We start from the raw sequence: 14,446 nt of genomic DNA on the forward strand, positions 1-14,446 counted from the left end.
CTCCAATATGCTTCTTGTCTCGACAACTCGAATCATACCGGGGCGGGCCGTGCCCTCCTTTCTTGCCTGGACGCTATTCCGCTGTCAAAGTGCGCAAGAAATTGTACGTTACCCCTCTTTTTCCTGGTGGCAGTGCAGCAGGTCCTCGATAGACGCCGGCGTACTGTGAGATGCCCGCGAGCATTGGCGGCGCATCCGCAAGAACAACGCCATCGAGCGGCTCAACAGGGAAATCAGGCGGCATACCCGCGTCGTCGGGACTTTCCCCGATGGAAGGTCGTCGCTGATGCTAGTGGCCGCCCGCTTGAAATACATCGCGGACAGTGAATGAGTACCGCGTCATCTTTGACACATACCGAAGAGCAAGCCACTATTGAGTCTCACGAGTCTTCGACTTCTACGTCCATTTCGTCATAGGCTTTGTTCACTTCCCACAGGTAAATCCAATACAACACCGTAAGAGCAGTGAACAGGATGAGCACAGTCCAGTCGATTAATGAGAAAACATTGATAGCGAAACCCTCAATGATCGCCTTTGAGAACAGTACAACCTCAAACAGCACGATAAAAAAACACTTATATAGCAAGTCAATGGCCTTCGAGAGAAGAGGCCACCCCATCGAATAATTGGTGCCTTCCCTATCAATCAAGCAGCCTTGGCCCTTTAACTCGCGCTCTATTTTATTTAAATAAAGGTAGTCCCGCTCGATTGTCGTCATAAGCTGCAGATAACGGATGTACGTATAAAGAACGCCAACCCACAAAAGCGTCTGGACGACCCTTCCACTCACCGAGAGATCAAAACCGTAACCTGCCAGAACGGCTGCCGCCGCGTCCTCGCACCCCTGTGGGTCAAACGTGAATGCACCAAGAGCAAATACCAGTATCAGAAGCGCTAAGAAAAATCTGTTTCTTAGCGAACAAGCGGCGCGCTGGGTCTGGCATGTGTCCTTGTAGTGATCGTAAAGGCTGTCAGACACCTGCTACGCCCTATCCAGAGCCGCAACGATCTCGGCTTGAGAGAACGAATAAGCCCATTTGGCGCCGACGTACCTCAGCTCTTCAGGAGCCGCATAGGTGCTCCTAATCTTCACACCAATCAGCTTGTTCCCATTCTGGATGCTGCGTGCCACCTCAAAATTCTGCCAATTCCGGTAGCCGATTTCGCGCCAATCTGGGTGCAACGCATCAGCCTCTGCGCCGACAATGCACAGCGTGTAAGTTGCCTCCTTGATTTTCTTGGTGAGACAGGCTTTCACCACAGAAACGCTATCGGACTGAATTTCACGTGAAGAATAGTCGCTGAACACGAAGTCAAATTTTGGATTCGCGTCCCATGCCTTCATCAGATAGTAATATTCTCGATCATTTTCGTAATCAAACGATACGAAAACCTTCTTCTTAGACATAGCTAGACTCCCCTCTTCAGCCTGTTGGGGCCAATTACCCTTGCTTGCGCCACACCATCTTGTCCACCACGCCAGTGTAACTCTGAATGATCTTGACCACCTTGGTGGACACAGTCTCGTCGGCGTAATCGGGCACGGGCGCCTCTGGGTAGCTACCCTCGGCGTCCAGGGCCACGGCCGTATGGACGGCCTGCAGGAGGCCCCGCTCGCTGATGCCGGCAAGCGTGAAGCACGCTTTGTCGAGCGCCTCGGGGCGCTCGGTGCTCGTGCGGATGCACACCGCCGGAAAGGGCTTGCCGATGCTCGCGAAGAAGCTCGACTCCTCGGGCAGGGTGCCGGAGTCCGACACCACCGCGAAGGCGTTCATCTGCAGGCAGTTGTAGTCATGGAAGCCCATAGGCTCGTGCATGCGAACCCTCTGATCCAGCTTGAAGCCCGTGGCCTCCAGGCGCTTGCGAGAGCGCGGGTGGCAGCTGTACAGGATGGGCATATCGTACTTCTCGGCGAGCGCGTTGATGGCAGTGAACAGGCTCGTGAAGTTCGCCTCAGTGTCGATGTTCTCCTCGCGATGGGCGCTGAGCAGCATGTAGCGCTTGGGCTCAAGCCCCAGCTCGCCAAGGACGTTAGACGCCTCGACCTTCTCGAGATTGGCGCGCAGCACCTCCGCCATGGGGCTGCCCGTCACGTAGGTGCGCTCGGGGGCGCAGCCGGTGTCCTTCAGGTAGCGGCGCGCGTGCTCGGAGTAGGCCAGGTTCACGTCGGAGATCACGTCCACGATGCGGCGGTTGGTCTCCTCCGGCAGGCACTCGTCCTTGCAGCGGTTGCCCGCCTCCATGTGGAAAATGGGGATGTGCAGGCGCTTGGCGGGGATGGCGGAGAGGCACGAGTTCGTGTCACCCAGCACGAGCAGGGCGTCCGGCTTGACCTGCACCATGAGCTTGTAGGAGGCGTCGATGATGTTGCCGATGGTCGAACCCAGGTCCTCCCCCACCGCGTCCATGTAGACGTCCGGGTCGTCGAGCGACAGGTCGCGGAAGAAGATACCGTTCAGCGTATAGTCGTAGTTCTGCCCCGTGTGCGCGAGCAGGCAGTCGAAGTGACGCCGGCACTTCTTGATGACTTCCGAGAGGCGGATGATCTCCGGCCGCGTTCCCACGATGACGAGGAGCTTCAGGCGGCCGTCGTTCTTGAAGGAGACGTCCGAGTAGTCGGTGCGGAGAGGCATGGTGTCACCCTTTCATCAAAGCGGAATCTCGTACTAAGCCTAATCCCTGCGGAACAAATCGCGCGTATACACCTTGTCCGCCACATCCGTGAGCTCGTCGCTCCAACGGTTGGCGATAATCAGATCGCAGCGCGCTTTGAATGACACGAGGTCATGCGTAACCTCGGAACCGAAGAACGTCGTATCGTCCAGCGTAGGCTCGTAGACCACCACGGGTACGCCTTTGGCCTTCACGCGTTTCATGATTCCCTGGACAGAAGACGCGCGGAAATTGTCCGACCCGCTCTTCATGGTCAGGCGGTACACGCCCACAGTAGGTGCTGAAACGCCCGCGTACACGAGCTCGTTCACGCGCGTAAGAACCTCATCTGCAACGTGATCTTTGCGCGTGCGGTTGGAGTCCACGATTGCCTCGATGAGGTTCTGCGGAACATCCCTATAGTTGGCGAGCAGCTGCTTGGTGTCCTTGGGCAGGCAGTATCCACCGTAGCCGAAAGAGGGGTTGTTGTAGAAGGAGCCTATGCGCGGTTCCAGACACACGCCGCGGATGACGTCAGCGGTGTCGAGCCCGCGTACCTCGCAGTAGGTGTCGAGCTCATTGAAGTAGGAGACGCGCAATGCCAGGTAGGTGTTGGCGAAAAGCTTGACCGCCTCGGCCTCTGTGAGGCCGAGCACGAGTTCGGGAATGCCGGTCGTGCCGTCCTCGTTCATGCGATTATGCTCTGCGGAATCGGCGCCTTCAGAAAGCAGGGCGGCGAAGCGCTCGGCAGCGGCGCGAGCTTCAGCATCGTCTGCAGGCGCGCCTACCACAATGCGACTGGGATGAAGGTTGTCGTACAACGCATGTCCCTCACGCAGGAATTCCGGCGAGAAGATGATGCGGGAATCCCCGCGCTCCGCGCGCAGGCGCTCCGTGTAACCGACGGGAATAGTCGACTTGATGACGATCCATGCGTCCGCATTTACCGAACGAACCGCATCGATGGCCGCCTCAACGGAGGAGGTGTCAAAGTAGTTACGAGCTGGATCGTAGTTGGTCGGCGTCGCGATAACCGCGTAGTCGGCACCTGTGTATGCTGCCGCCGTATCAATCGTAGCCGTCAGATCAAGCGCGCGCTCCCCTACCTTAGCTTCATCCAGAAACCGTTCAATCTCAGCATCCCGGATGGGCGACTCAAACCGGTTGAGCACCTCTACTTTCTCGGGAACAATATCCAAAGCGTGAACTTCGTTGTGCTGTGCAAGCAGGACAGCGAGCGAAAGACCAACATAGCCAGTACCGGCAACGGCAATCTTCATCTCAGTCTCCAATTGTCAAAGAACGTAACAGGGCGCGAGCCCTTTAATAGTTAATTAGACCCTAAAGTCCGTAATACTCCCGATACCACTTGGCAAAGGCGCGAAGGCCATCCTCGAGCTTTGTTGCAGGTTGGTAGCCAAAGTCACGCTGAAGTTCCGAGCAATCGGCGTACGTCTCCACCACATCGCCCGGCTGCATAGGAACGAGCTCTTTATGCGCATCGAAGTCGTAGTCTTCCGGAAGAATGCCCTCTTCTACAAGAACATGCTGAAGCGTATCGACGAATTCAAGCAACTGCACCGGCTCAGAATTGCCGATGTTGTAAACCTTGTATCGCGCGCCGGTTCCGCAGTCCTCAGGAGCATGCTCCATAACGCGCACAACGCCTTCAACGATGTCGTCCACGTAGGTGAAGTCACGCCGACAAGCGCCCATGTTGTAGATTTGGATTGTTCCTCCCGCACGAAGCGTATTGGCAAACTTGAAATACGCCATGTCGGGACGGCCCATAGGGCCGTAAACCGTGAAGAAACGCAAGCCCGTGCAAGGGATGTCATAGAGCTTGGAGTACGCATGGGCAATGAGCTCGTTGGCCTTTTTAGTGGCAGCGTAAAGCGACACTGGATGGTCAACTTGATCCGCCTCGGAGAAGGGCACCTTTTCGTTGCCGCCGTAGACCGAGGACGATGAAGCGAAGACGAGGTGCTTCACCGGATGATGACGGCACGCCTCGAGAATGTTGTAGAAGCCGATGAGATTGGAGTCGATGTACGCCTTGGGGTTATCAATCGAGTAGCGCACGCCTGCCTGAGCAGCAAGATTCACGACGACGTCGAAATCATTCTCAACAAAAAGACGCTCGACAAGAGCGGCATCGGTGAGATCTCCGCGGACGAATGTGAAGCGCCCGTCCTCATCGGCCTCTCGAAGCATGCGAAGTCGGTCTTCTTTAATGCCAGGGTCGTAGTAGGCATTCACGTTGTCCAGCCCAACAACATCCCATCCCTCGCGCACGAGATGCTCTGACAAAAAGGCACCGATAAAACCAGCGGCACCTGTTACAAGTGTTTTTCCACGGTCTGTAGTATTAGCCATTCTCAACCCTTCCCAACAATCCACTTCGTGCGTTTGCTAAGAGAAAGAATTTCAGATAATCCTATTGAGATCGTCATAGAGATAAAGAAACACGCCGTTGCGACAACCATCGGAGGCGCACTTGGAATATTTAGTTTTGAAAGCACGAAAAAGATAATTTGCTGATGAAATAGATACACGCCGAGTGAGTTGCTCTCCAGAATCCTCGCTACTCTATTCAGCATTCGCCAATTTCTAAAGCCGTTCTTGATGAAAAGGCCCAATGCGCCTAAAACAGAAAGTGCCACAGCACATCCCGCCAGCCGAAGCGGCAAAAGGATAATGTTTGAAATGATAGACGGAGCAAAGCCCTCGGCACATTCGACATTCGACCAGACAAAAAATAAAACCAAATCGACGATAATCCAAAAAAGCGGCCCTATTGACCAGAAACGCCTTGTTTCTCCAGCCCTGAAAGCATAACCGGCACAAAAGACAGGTAAATACTGAAAGGCAGACGCCAATTGAAGGATATTACCGACAAGCGCAGAGACGATGGGTGCGACGAACGATATCCCCACCGCATAAAGCAATAGCTTCAGTGGTCTTTCCACTAAGTCTGGAAGGAGAACGCGAACCAGCTCTAAAACCACAAAACACCAATAGAGCATAGGAAGAAACCAAAGTTGAGAAGGACTAGCGGCGAAAGCGAATTTCCAGATTAGGTCGTCTGAGCCGAAGAATAGGGCATATATCGGAGCAGCCCATAGAACAGATATGGCAGCATAGGGCAAAAGCAAACGCTTCGCCTTTTTTGTCAAAACAGAAACAATTGTTCCGTAGTGTCCAGTTTCCCTGCGAAGGTAGGAATACAAATAGCCCGACGCAAACACGAACGCCGCCACATGAAAAGTATTGAGCCAGATAGCGAGAATTCCAAGCTGGACGCATTGAACCGCAGGTTTATCGAACCATCCTTCTCCCGCCCACATAACACACGAGTGATATAGAACGACAAGTAGCATCATCGTTATCTTAAGCGGCGACATCATCGACAGCTCGAAGCTTTTATCTACCTTCACTGACATCGCCCCAATCCTCGCTAAACTCCTTCTTTACCAGCCCAGAGAGCCTTGATGGAAGAAGGCGATAAACAAAGGAACTAAACCCAAATTTGACCAGCAGCCAAACCAGCGTCTCTCTAAGATCACGAATATAAAGCAGCTCGGCTATGTATAAAAAAACCGAAAATAGCGCTAATGCTATCTGTATTGCTGCGCCTACGTTAAAGAATTTGATGACAATAGATACTGGAATGGCTATAAACAACGTCGCAGCATAAACCCATCTAAGCTTGTAAATCATTATTGCCGGCGATAGGCCCACGACGCAATGACAGATGACAAAATGGATGACGACGAATCCAACTACACGAGCAAGCGGTACAACTACGGAAAAAACCTCGAAACCCATACTCGCTCCAAAATAAAGCGAGGGAACCATAATTGCTAAAAAACCAAGCTGTGCTGCTAATGATAATCTCGGTTTACCGAGCGCACGATAAGCATCAGATGCCGTATGACAAAAGACTATAACTAATGCACTTGCAAGCGAATACAAGCCAAAATACGTCGACGCTTCCAGCCATTGGGATCCAAGTATTATTTCAACAAGGAGATCAGAAAACACAAAGAGGGCGAACGCAATAGGAACAACGCATAATGAAATGACCTTTTGCATGGAATAAAAAACTGAGTTAAATAGCACTCGGTTTCCCTGCAAACGAGATAGGCTAGCAAAAATAACCGGATTAACTGCAGAAGTAATAATCCCTATTGCAGAATTCACGAGAGAAGTTGATGTGTTGTACAGACCGAGATAGTAACCCGTCATGACACGTCCGAGAACAAACGTGCCCGCCCAGCTAGTAAGCCAAATTGAAAAGCTTTCCAGAAGCGTCCAGCCGCTAAATGAAAACATCGCCCTAAGTTCTATCAGGCTGTAGCGAAAGGAGGGCCTCCAATCTGATTTAGCCGTAAGCCAAACAGCAAGGAAAAGATTTGACACAAGTGTTCCAACAATCATAGACCAATACCCGCCGCCGACTAACGCTAAGGGTACAGCCACTATAAATATGAGGAATGCCGAACCAACTCGAGAGTAGAATAACGTCTTAAAATCCAATGCCCGCTGATAAATTGCAGTCTGTACGCTAACAGCGGCAGTAAGGGGAAGCGAGCCACAGGCAATCGCAATGGCTAACCCGATAGTCGAATCACCAACAAGTACCGCTATCCAATCCTTTAAAAGAACCACTCCGAGCAATAGAAACACAGAGATTGCAAAGTTTGTCCAAAATGCAACATCGGCGGATAGGCGCAAATCCTTTTCTGATCTAAACTCGTGTTGAATAAGGTACTTCTGAAAACCAGCATCTGAAAAAAGATCGGCGAACGATGTGACCATCGTGACTAGCGACATAACACCTATTACACTCGGCGCAAGAATTCTTGCCAGCACAATAGTCGTTAAAGGGCTAATCAGCTTTGAAGCGACCTGAGTGATTAGCGACCACTTTGTCGCACCAACAGTTCTCGCACCGAGGTCGACATCATTGGACACGCGAGTTCTTCCCCTCATCAATCATTGCGCGGATACCCGTCAAAAAGAGCTCGCTATGAGCTTCGCATTCAATAAAGTTCTGAAGTGAGAGGAGCGGCCGCTTTCCGAACATCTTCTCAACGAGCCTGCCGCCACAGATTTTATTCAGGGCTCTAAACAGAAGCGTTCTCGCTCCGGGTACCACTGCAGAAAGATAATTCCTTAGGTAAGCTCGAGCGAAGCTCTTATACTCTGCCTCGACAAATCCTGGACATTTTATCTTCTCCGATCTCTCCCAAAATGCCCTCATGACCTCGTCATTTTCCTCTTTGTTTGCAAGTCTCACTGAACCGCCATCTTTAACGACTGGGTGATATATCACTTTGGTTCCATCCTCAATAACAACTTCAATGAGAAGGCCTGTTGCCCAGAACTCGCTATCCTGACGATCGAATAAGAAGTTTCCTTGACCGTACACGATTGTCCCATCATGCCAATTCTCCTCACAGCCTACACAATGACTGTGCTGGCACACCACGACATCAGCTCCCGAATCCACAATGGCTCTGCACCGCTCACGTAGTAAAGGAGATGGATAGCGATAGTGTTCCTTTCCCCCATGATAAAGCACCACAACAACATCGCAGTCACTCTTGAGATTCCTGATAGAACCCAAGGAGGATAAAGGGTTGAAAGGATTTGCTCCTGGAGAATCATTGCCTGCAATAGAAAACTCATGCTCAGCGCAAGCATAGATGCCAATTCTTTTTTTTCCTATATCAATTGAAAATGGAGCCTGCGCATCAGCGAGTCGATTGCCGGCTCCAAAATACTTAATGCCAGCGCCTTCAAGAGCGCCAAAAGTAGATTCGAGCCCTAGGGAGCCTTGATCCATAATGTGATTGTTGGCAAGGCAGACCGCATCTACGCCGAGTCTTTGTAAGCCAAAAACAGTGTTCGTTGGTGCTGCTAACGCGGGTCCGGCTTTTTCAATAGGACTTTCTCGATTGACGAGCGGTGCCTCAAGATTGAGAATCTTATATGATGAATCTCCGAGTAACTTCAGTATCCCGTCGTCCACAAGCGCATCAACAATGCCTTCGGAAAAGAGGCTAGCGTTTGACTTAGTGGGAACTGTATCGCCGGCAATCAAAAGAGAAGTTTGTTTGATAGCTGTGCTTGAAACCATGTCTTCAACCATCCAAACTCCCTATAGGCTTGAACTTATATCGGGAAGCTCGATCCAGGAACCGAGCCTCTCGTCCCACTCGACAGGATCAAATTCCTCAAACCCCGCTCCAGGGAAAAAAGTCATCTCACCAAACAAAAGCCTGTTGCCGGATTCATAAAAGTCAACACGGACAAACGGTATGCCGTATGCAAGCTTTTCCGCGCAAGAAACCATTTCTTCGTATCTCTGCGGCTTTGTCGGGAAGATATCGGCATTTGGATAATGCCGTGTAAAGGGGAGATGTTTCCAATCCATATCAAAAAAATCTACTCGCAAATCACCTTCTGCCCTTCCCGTGCAGGTAAAAACACACTTTGCTTTTCCACCGAAACACATGAGTTTGTAATCAATAAGCCCCTTTGCTTCATCAGCAGCCTCAACATATTCTTCAGCAAAAACAAGCGGCCTCACGTCTTTGTACGGCCACTCGCGAGTTCGCCAATAGTAGTTAGTCTTTAAATGCTTTTCGAGCTTCTGCTTTGCGGCATTGAGATTAAATGAGTTCCTGTCGCGGCAAATTGCAACACCGCCAGAATCATGATTCGTTTTCAATACAAATCTTTCTGGCAAGCATGAGATATCCACATCCTCTGCCTTATCCCATACAGCGTATGTTTTGGTGACATATTCGTCGCCAATATGACTTGCAACCCATTCCTTAACACGATACTTATCAACTAATAAGGTGTATAGGGGATCATGATCATGAATCTTTAGCCACTGAAGCTTCTCGTTGAATGTCTTTGGGTCCCTAAGATCCGGCCAATCACCGATGCTCGATCGATACAACAGACTTAAATGGGTTTTGTCAGAAACAAAATTGGTTAATCCACATTCTGCTAAAACAATATAGAACGCAAAGGGGTTTTTAAAAAGCTTAGACAGTTTTTTCAACATTGTCCCCTCTTTCTTCCCCCGTTGGATACGAATACACCATCAATAGGGTCAAGAAGATATAGCTTACTTTATCTGCATAGCTAACCCACCCTACCTGAATAAGAAACCAAGCCGAGATGATTACAAGCACAACCGCAGACTCATTGCCCGACATCGTCAGATTGCGAGCCAAGCGCCAAACGGCAACGCATGGTCCCAAGTAAAATAAAAACGTGCCAACAACACCAACGCAGGCAAGAAGCTCAACGTAATTGTTGTGCAAATAACTATCGAAGCCAATAACCGCCTGCTGGGTAATAATTCCGCTGTTCGCAATGCCTATACCGAGTAGAGGTGTCTCGACGAACTGCATTAATCCAGCCTCAGTCAAATTCATACGCTCTGCAGTGGACGCATTTGCCGAACTAACACCCAGCAATGTGTCAACCATTGAAGTAAATCTCGTATTGATGGTATCGAACACTGGGAGTTGAAGAAGGTACAATACCGCGATTATGAGACAGACAATCAGTGCAGCGTATTTACATAATGAGAGAACGTTGCCATTAATGTATGCTCTGAAAACAAGCAGCGCGACACATCCGAACACTATGATAATAAGGGCTTTGTTGCTTCCGGTAGCTAGAGCAACCAGACCGTTTAGTGCAAGCGGAAAAAGATGCAGCACTCTTCTCTCATAGACTAGATAATAAAATGCAACCAATAGCGAAAAGGCAGTACCCATGCCAACTGTGTTTTCGTTTGCAACCTCGCCCCCAATTCTTGCGCCACCCCCTAACGAGCTGAGAAAACCCGCAAGCCCTCCCTGAACCATAACTGTATACAAAGCCAAAACAATACCTGCAAAATAAATACTGTTCAGAAGAAATACCTTTTGCTTTGTAAAGCAGATATAGTTATGGAGGACAAGCGCGAAGACAATGAGTAGCGGGAGAGTTCTGAACGCCATTGTTGTGGAACGCGACGGATCCTCCGCCCACATAATTGATGCTATGCAAAAGGCGCCAAAAGATAATAAGAATGCAAATGGTAGTGTGATGGTTAATCTTCTAATCGTTACAACCAGAAGCATCACGGCAAGAGTAAGCAGGCAGAGCAGATTGGAATAAACATACATCATCTCATTGCTCGACCAAACATAAACTGATGCAAGATACAGAACGATAAGGCAATTCGCAAGCCTTACGAGATAATCCCGTGAATTGCTTAGCTCAGAATCGTTTTTGGCTTCTGTACGAAGCAACGATGACGCATTGGGCTTTATCATTTTAAAAAATATCCCAGAACAAATTCCTCAGCATTAGGACAAAACCTTAAGCCACTCTTTAAAAATTAATTCTGCAGAAAACCTGGCCATCGATTCACGCGCCGCACGCCCAATTCCATTTGCCAGTTCTTCAGAGTCTGCAACCCTTGCCATTGCACTAGCCAAATAATCAGGATCGCGGCATGGTACAAGGATCCCGTTTATTTGATCCGTGATTACAGACCTAGCTCCACCACCAGCACAATCCGTGCACACGCAAGGCATGCCCAAGCTCATAGCTTCGAGCATCGAGTTAGAAATGCCTTCGTAGTCCGATGTCGAAACGTACATAAGACACTTAGCTGCCCGTTCAACTGCGTCACTACATTGCCCATGAAAAGATACGGCCGCGCTCAATCCCCTTTTCTCGACTAGGGTCTCAAGCCCTTTTCGCAACTCACCATCTCCGAAGATATCAAGATGGTAATTCGGATGATTGCGACTAAAGAAAACGAATGCTTCAATAAGCATTTCTGGGTTTTTCTGACGGGTCAATCTACCCATAAATGCAATATGTTTTGACGCTAATCCTGTCCATCTGTTTGAACTAACCCGAGCGGCATTCGGAATGATCTTTTTCTTCGAAGGGTCAACGTTAGGAAAACAGTCGGCAGCTTCTTTTGTCTGAAAAACCACCATCGTTGCAAGTTCATAGCATTTTGATACGAAATCCAGCTCTTTCTCTTCATAAAACTTCGGCGGGTAATTACGCTCAGATAAGAGTACTTTTCTAGACCCAAGTAAGCCAGTTGTTTTTAATAGCTTATATTGCATACCCAAAGAAATAATCCAGTCAGGGTTAACTTTATTAGTCAGCCGCTTTAATAAGACGGCGTTGAGGAGAGGACGAGTAAGATTGCCATCCGTTCCAAACGGCACATAATGGAGATGAACATTGGGCGGAACGATATAAGTCGCTGGATACCTCTTCGACACCCTCGCTACAAATAAATGAACCTCGTTACCCTTTTCCGCTAGAAACCGTGACAATTCTAACGACACCCGTTCTGCCCCTCCCGCAAACAGGGAGGATACAATGACTACAGCTTTCATTACAACAACTTCCCGTAAGCGAAACGATAAACTTCCGAGTATTTCGGAACAACGATCGCTTCTCCATATAACTGCCTTACCTTTTCAGCGTTTCTATGACCAACCTGCCGTCTAACCTCTTGATCGGAGAGACGTCTCAAAGCTCTCTCAGCCGCATCAAGATCATGGCAGGGAACAACGCAGCCACTCTTCGCTCCAATCATATCTGCATTTGCAGCCCAGTCGGTAACAACGCAAGGCATGCCAAAGGACATCGCTTCCAACAGCGCACAAGAGAATCCTTCGGCGGGAAAATGCGTAAGAAACAAAAACACATCGTTCTTGGAATACTCATTCGCAAGCTCACTACTATTCAATGTTCCAAGCAGGTGAACGTTGCTTGTCGGCTCGATTGTCGCTGGAATCGAACCAGCTCCAGCAAGTCTAAAATTGATGTCCGGATGTCTTTTTGCAATATCGAGGATATCAAAAACTCCTTTTTCCTCTACAATGCCACCAACGTAAAGAACATTCGTTACCTTGGCGTTTGTCGCTCTACCTTCTTGTGATCGCAACAGTTCTCTTTTGCTTATAAAATTAGGAATCAGAAAAACAGGACACTTGCTGTTTGCCTTAACATATTCTAAAGAGCGTTCATTCAACACAATTGCCGAGCTGCATAATGATAGGTATATTTTCAGCATCAGTTTCTGCAACGATGAGCTTATCACTACCGGAACGGTGCAGTGAAAATGACCAATCACCGCACATCGATGGAACCTTGCTATTATCGAACAGAGGATTTCTCGCATTAAACTTGTTGTAGTCGCAGGAGTATTAGAATGAACAACCTGTATCCCATTTTTGCGTATGCAAGAAACTAGATCACGCCAAATCCGAAAGCACCTTTTAATTTCTCCGCTGATTTTGATTTTCGAATTGTCCCCGAACACCTCTCTTCCCTCTTCTTGTCTCTCGTCAACAAGATAGAGTTTTTCGTAACGGAAGCAATCCGATTTCAGCATTCGATCCGTCCAAGACGCAATACCACCAGACGAGGGGGGAGTCGCACCGAGCAAAGCAACGTTTATAATGTTGGTTTCCAAAGTTTTCCCTCCAATGTAGATGAAAGGTCTCGTATCGTCGCGCAACGTTTTCATTATGCTGGCATTGTGCGCACTACACTTCTTCAAAGAAAGTATCAGGCCTCTTGCGGTCGAACGTCTCGTTAGCCCACATCACAGTGACGAGGTCGTCCGTCTTCGAAACGTTCGTGATGCTGTGCGTCATACCGGGCGCCATCTCGACCACGGTCGGGTTATCTCCGTTCACGTGATATTCGTCGACGGGATAGGGATTACCCTCTGCATCGACACCAATCTTGCGAAGGCGGATCAACGCCTCACCAGATACGACCAGGAACTTCTCCCACTTGGTGTGGTGCCAATGGTTGCCCTTGGTTACACCCGGTTTGGACACGTTGATAGAAACCTGCCCGCGATCAGGCGTGCGCAGAAACTCGGTGAACGAGCCACGCTCGTCACGGTTCGCATGCAGCGGGTACGCCATTGACCCAGCATCGTAGTAGCTCAGATACGTTGCATACAGCTTCTTGGAAAAGCCTCCATCAGTCTGATCAGGCACAGAAATGTTTTCGCGCGCGTCGCGGAAGCTCTCCAGCAGCTCAACAATCTGACCGAGCGTAACCTTATCCGTGGGGCTCGCAACACAGATGCCGTCCTTGCCTCGTTCCACCTTGCCCAGCAAAAGCTCGAGCATGCACGCAACAAGATCATCGATATACAGTAGTTCAAGCTCAACAGAAGGATCGTTCACATGGAACTCGCGACCGTTGGCAATCGCATCGCAAAACGTCGCGACGGCGGAATTGTAGTTCGGCCGACACCACTTGCCGTACAGGTTGGGAAACCTATAGATGTAGACCGGCGCACCAGTGCGCGCGGAATACTCGCGGAACAGGTTCTCCCCCGCCAGCTTGGACTCGCCATAGACAGAGCCGGCGTAGCGCCCCTCGAGCGACGCCTGCGCACTCGAAGAGAGCATAACGGGGCACTTGTTGCCATGATGCTCAAGCAGCCCCAGCAGCTCTGAAGCGAACCCGAAGTTGCCCTTCATGAAGTCCTCAGGGTTCTCCGGGCGGTTCACGCCGGCGAGGTTGAACACGAAGTCCGCCTCCGCGCAGTACAGCGAAAGCTCCTCTCTGGTGCCGTCGGCGTCGTACTCATAGACAGTCAACGGCAGCAGCGGCCGATACCGCTCGCGGCGGTCCTTGCCGTCGCGAATGCTCTTCAGACTCTCGCAGAGGTTCCTACCCACGAAGCCCTTGGCGCCGGTCACCAGGACGCGCATC

13 protein-coding genes and 1 pseudogene are annotated in these 14,446 nt (G+C 50.0%); 1 reads left to right on the forward strand and 13 read right to left on the reverse strand.

Going from position 1 to position 14,446, the window contains the following annotated elements; translation table 11 throughout:
- Positions 1–178: 178 nt before the first annotated feature.
- Positions 179–331, forward strand: a pseudogene (locus H6A15_RS07285) (transposase); the annotation flags it as partial.
- 49 nt (positions 332–380) lie between these two features.
- On the opposite strand, the gene H6A15_RS07290 reads toward H6A15_RS07285, so the two are convergent.
- From H6A15_RS07290 to H6A15_RS07350, 13 genes are all read right to left on the reverse strand, one after another.
- Positions 381–980 carry a hypothetical protein gene (locus H6A15_RS07290; RefSeq protein WP_204673092.1) on the reverse strand — a complete coding sequence of 200 codons (600 nt, stop codon included), beginning with the start codon at positions 978–980 and terminating at the stop codon, positions 381–383.
- A gap of 3 nt (positions 981–983) precedes the next feature.
- A complete protein-coding gene (locus H6A15_RS07295) occupies positions 984–1,409 on the reverse strand; it encodes a TIR domain-containing protein (RefSeq protein WP_204673093.1) in 426 nt (141 codons plus the stop codon).
- 34 nt (positions 1,410–1,443) lie between these two features.
- Entirely contained in the window at positions 1,444–2,634 is a 1,191-nt protein-coding gene (gene wecB / locus H6A15_RS07300) for a non-hydrolyzing UDP-N-acetylglucosamine 2-epimerase (protein ID WP_204673094.1), read from the reverse strand.
- Between the two features lie 39 nt (positions 2,635–2,673).
- Positions 2,674–3,933 carry a nucleotide sugar dehydrogenase gene (locus H6A15_RS07305; protein WP_204673095.1) on the reverse strand — a complete coding sequence of 420 codons (1,260 nt, stop codon included), beginning with the start codon at positions 3,931–3,933 and terminating at the stop codon, positions 2,674–2,676.
- A 61-nt stretch (positions 3,934–3,994) separates the two neighbouring features.
- Positions 3,995–5,029 (reverse strand): GDP-mannose 4,6-dehydratase, encoded by a 1,035-nt coding sequence (locus H6A15_RS07310; RefSeq protein WP_204673096.1) that lies wholly within the window; start codon positions 5,027–5,029, stop codon positions 3,995–3,997.
- 2 nt (positions 5,030–5,031) lie between these two features.
- Positions 5,032–6,096: an acyltransferase family protein gene (locus H6A15_RS07315; RefSeq protein WP_204673097.1), complete on the reverse strand. Its 1,065-nt coding sequence runs from the start codon at positions 6,094–6,096 to the stop codon at positions 5,032–5,034.
- The gene (locus H6A15_RS07320) at positions 6,077–7,630 is read right to left on the reverse strand and encodes a lipopolysaccharide biosynthesis protein (protein ID WP_204673098.1); all 1,554 of its coding nucleotides are present in this window, start codon (positions 7,628–7,630) and stop codon (positions 6,077–6,079) included. The genes H6A15_RS07315 and H6A15_RS07320 overlap by 20 nt, the downstream gene beginning before the upstream one ends.
- Positions 7,620–8,810, reverse strand: a complete 1,191-nt coding sequence (locus tag H6A15_RS07325) for a CapA family protein (protein WP_204673099.1) — start codon at positions 8,808–8,810, stop codon at positions 7,620–7,622. The genes H6A15_RS07320 and H6A15_RS07325 overlap by 11 nt, the downstream gene beginning before the upstream one ends.
- A 9-nt stretch (positions 8,811–8,819) precedes the next feature.
- The gene (locus H6A15_RS07330) at positions 8,820–9,737 is read right to left on the reverse strand and encodes an ATP-grasp fold amidoligase family protein (RefSeq protein WP_204673100.1); all 918 of its coding nucleotides are present in this window, start codon (positions 9,735–9,737) and stop codon (positions 8,820–8,822) included.
- On the reverse strand, positions 9,718–10,857 hold the full coding sequence (locus H6A15_RS07335) for an O-antigen ligase family protein (protein ID WP_204673101.1): 1,140 nt from the start codon (positions 10,855–10,857) through the stop codon (positions 9,718–9,720). Before H6A15_RS07335 ends, H6A15_RS07330 begins: the two co-directional genes overlap by 20 nt.
- A gap of 180 nt (positions 10,858–11,037) precedes the next feature.
- Entirely contained in the window at positions 11,038–12,096 is a 1,059-nt protein-coding gene (locus H6A15_RS07340; RefSeq protein ID WP_204673102.1) for a glycosyltransferase, read from the reverse strand.
- Complete coding sequence (locus H6A15_RS07345) at positions 12,096–13,181, reverse strand: glycosyltransferase family 4 protein (RefSeq protein ID WP_204673103.1); 1,086 nt, start codon at positions 13,179–13,181, stop codon at positions 12,096–12,098. The genes H6A15_RS07340 and H6A15_RS07345 overlap by 1 nt, the downstream gene beginning before the upstream one ends.
- 73 nt (positions 13,182–13,254) lie before the next feature.
- On the reverse strand, positions 13,255–14,445 hold the full coding sequence (locus H6A15_RS07350; protein WP_204673104.1) for an NAD-dependent epimerase/dehydratase family protein: 1,191 nt from the start codon (positions 14,443–14,445) through the stop codon (positions 13,255–13,257).
- Position 14,446: the final 1 nt, after the last annotated feature.

Origin of the sequence: Enorma phocaeensis (assembly GCF_016901575.1) — a bacterium.
Taxonomy (GTDB): domain Bacteria; phylum Actinomycetota; class Coriobacteriia; order Coriobacteriales; family Coriobacteriaceae; genus Limicola; species Limicola phocaeensis_A.

Bases quoted from the DNA above. Each gene is read 5' to 3' on its own strand.
- H6A15_RS07295 (WP_204673093.1), bottom strand. From the start codon at position 1,409: ATGTCTAAGAAGAAGGTTTTCGTATCGTTTGATTACGAAAATGATCGA.
- wecB (WP_204673094.1), bottom strand. From the start codon at position 2,634: ATGCCTCTCCGCACCGACTACTCGGACGTCTCCTTCAAGAACGACGGC.
- H6A15_RS07305 (WP_204673095.1), bottom strand. From the start codon at position 3,933: ATGAAGATTGCCGTTGCCGGTACTGGCTATGTTGGTCTTTCGCTCGCT.
- H6A15_RS07310 (WP_204673096.1), bottom strand. From the start codon at position 5,029: ATGGCTAATACTACAGACCGTGGAAAAACACTTGTAACAGGTGCCGCT.
- H6A15_RS07315 (WP_204673097.1), bottom strand. From the start codon at position 6,096: ATGTCAGTGAAGGTAGATAAAAGCTTCGAGCTGTCGATGATGTCGCCG.
- H6A15_RS07325 (WP_204673099.1), bottom strand. From the start codon at position 8,810: ATGGTTGAAGACATGGTTTCAAGCACAGCTATCAAACAAACTTCTCTT.
- H6A15_RS07330 (WP_204673100.1), bottom strand. From the start codon at position 9,737: ATGTTGAAAAAACTGTCTAAGCTTTTTAAAAACCCCTTTGCGTTCTAT.
- H6A15_RS07335 (WP_204673101.1), bottom strand. From the start codon at position 10,857: ATGATGTATGTTTATTCCAATCTGCTCTGCCTGCTTACTCTTGCCGTG.
- H6A15_RS07340 (WP_204673102.1), bottom strand. From the start codon at position 12,096: ATGAAAGCTGTAGTCATTGTATCCTCCCTGTTTGCGGGAGGGGCAGAA.
- H6A15_RS07350 (WP_204673104.1), bottom strand. From the start codon at position 14,445: ATGCGCGTCCTGGTGACCGGCGCCAAGGGCTTCGTGGGTAGGAACCTC.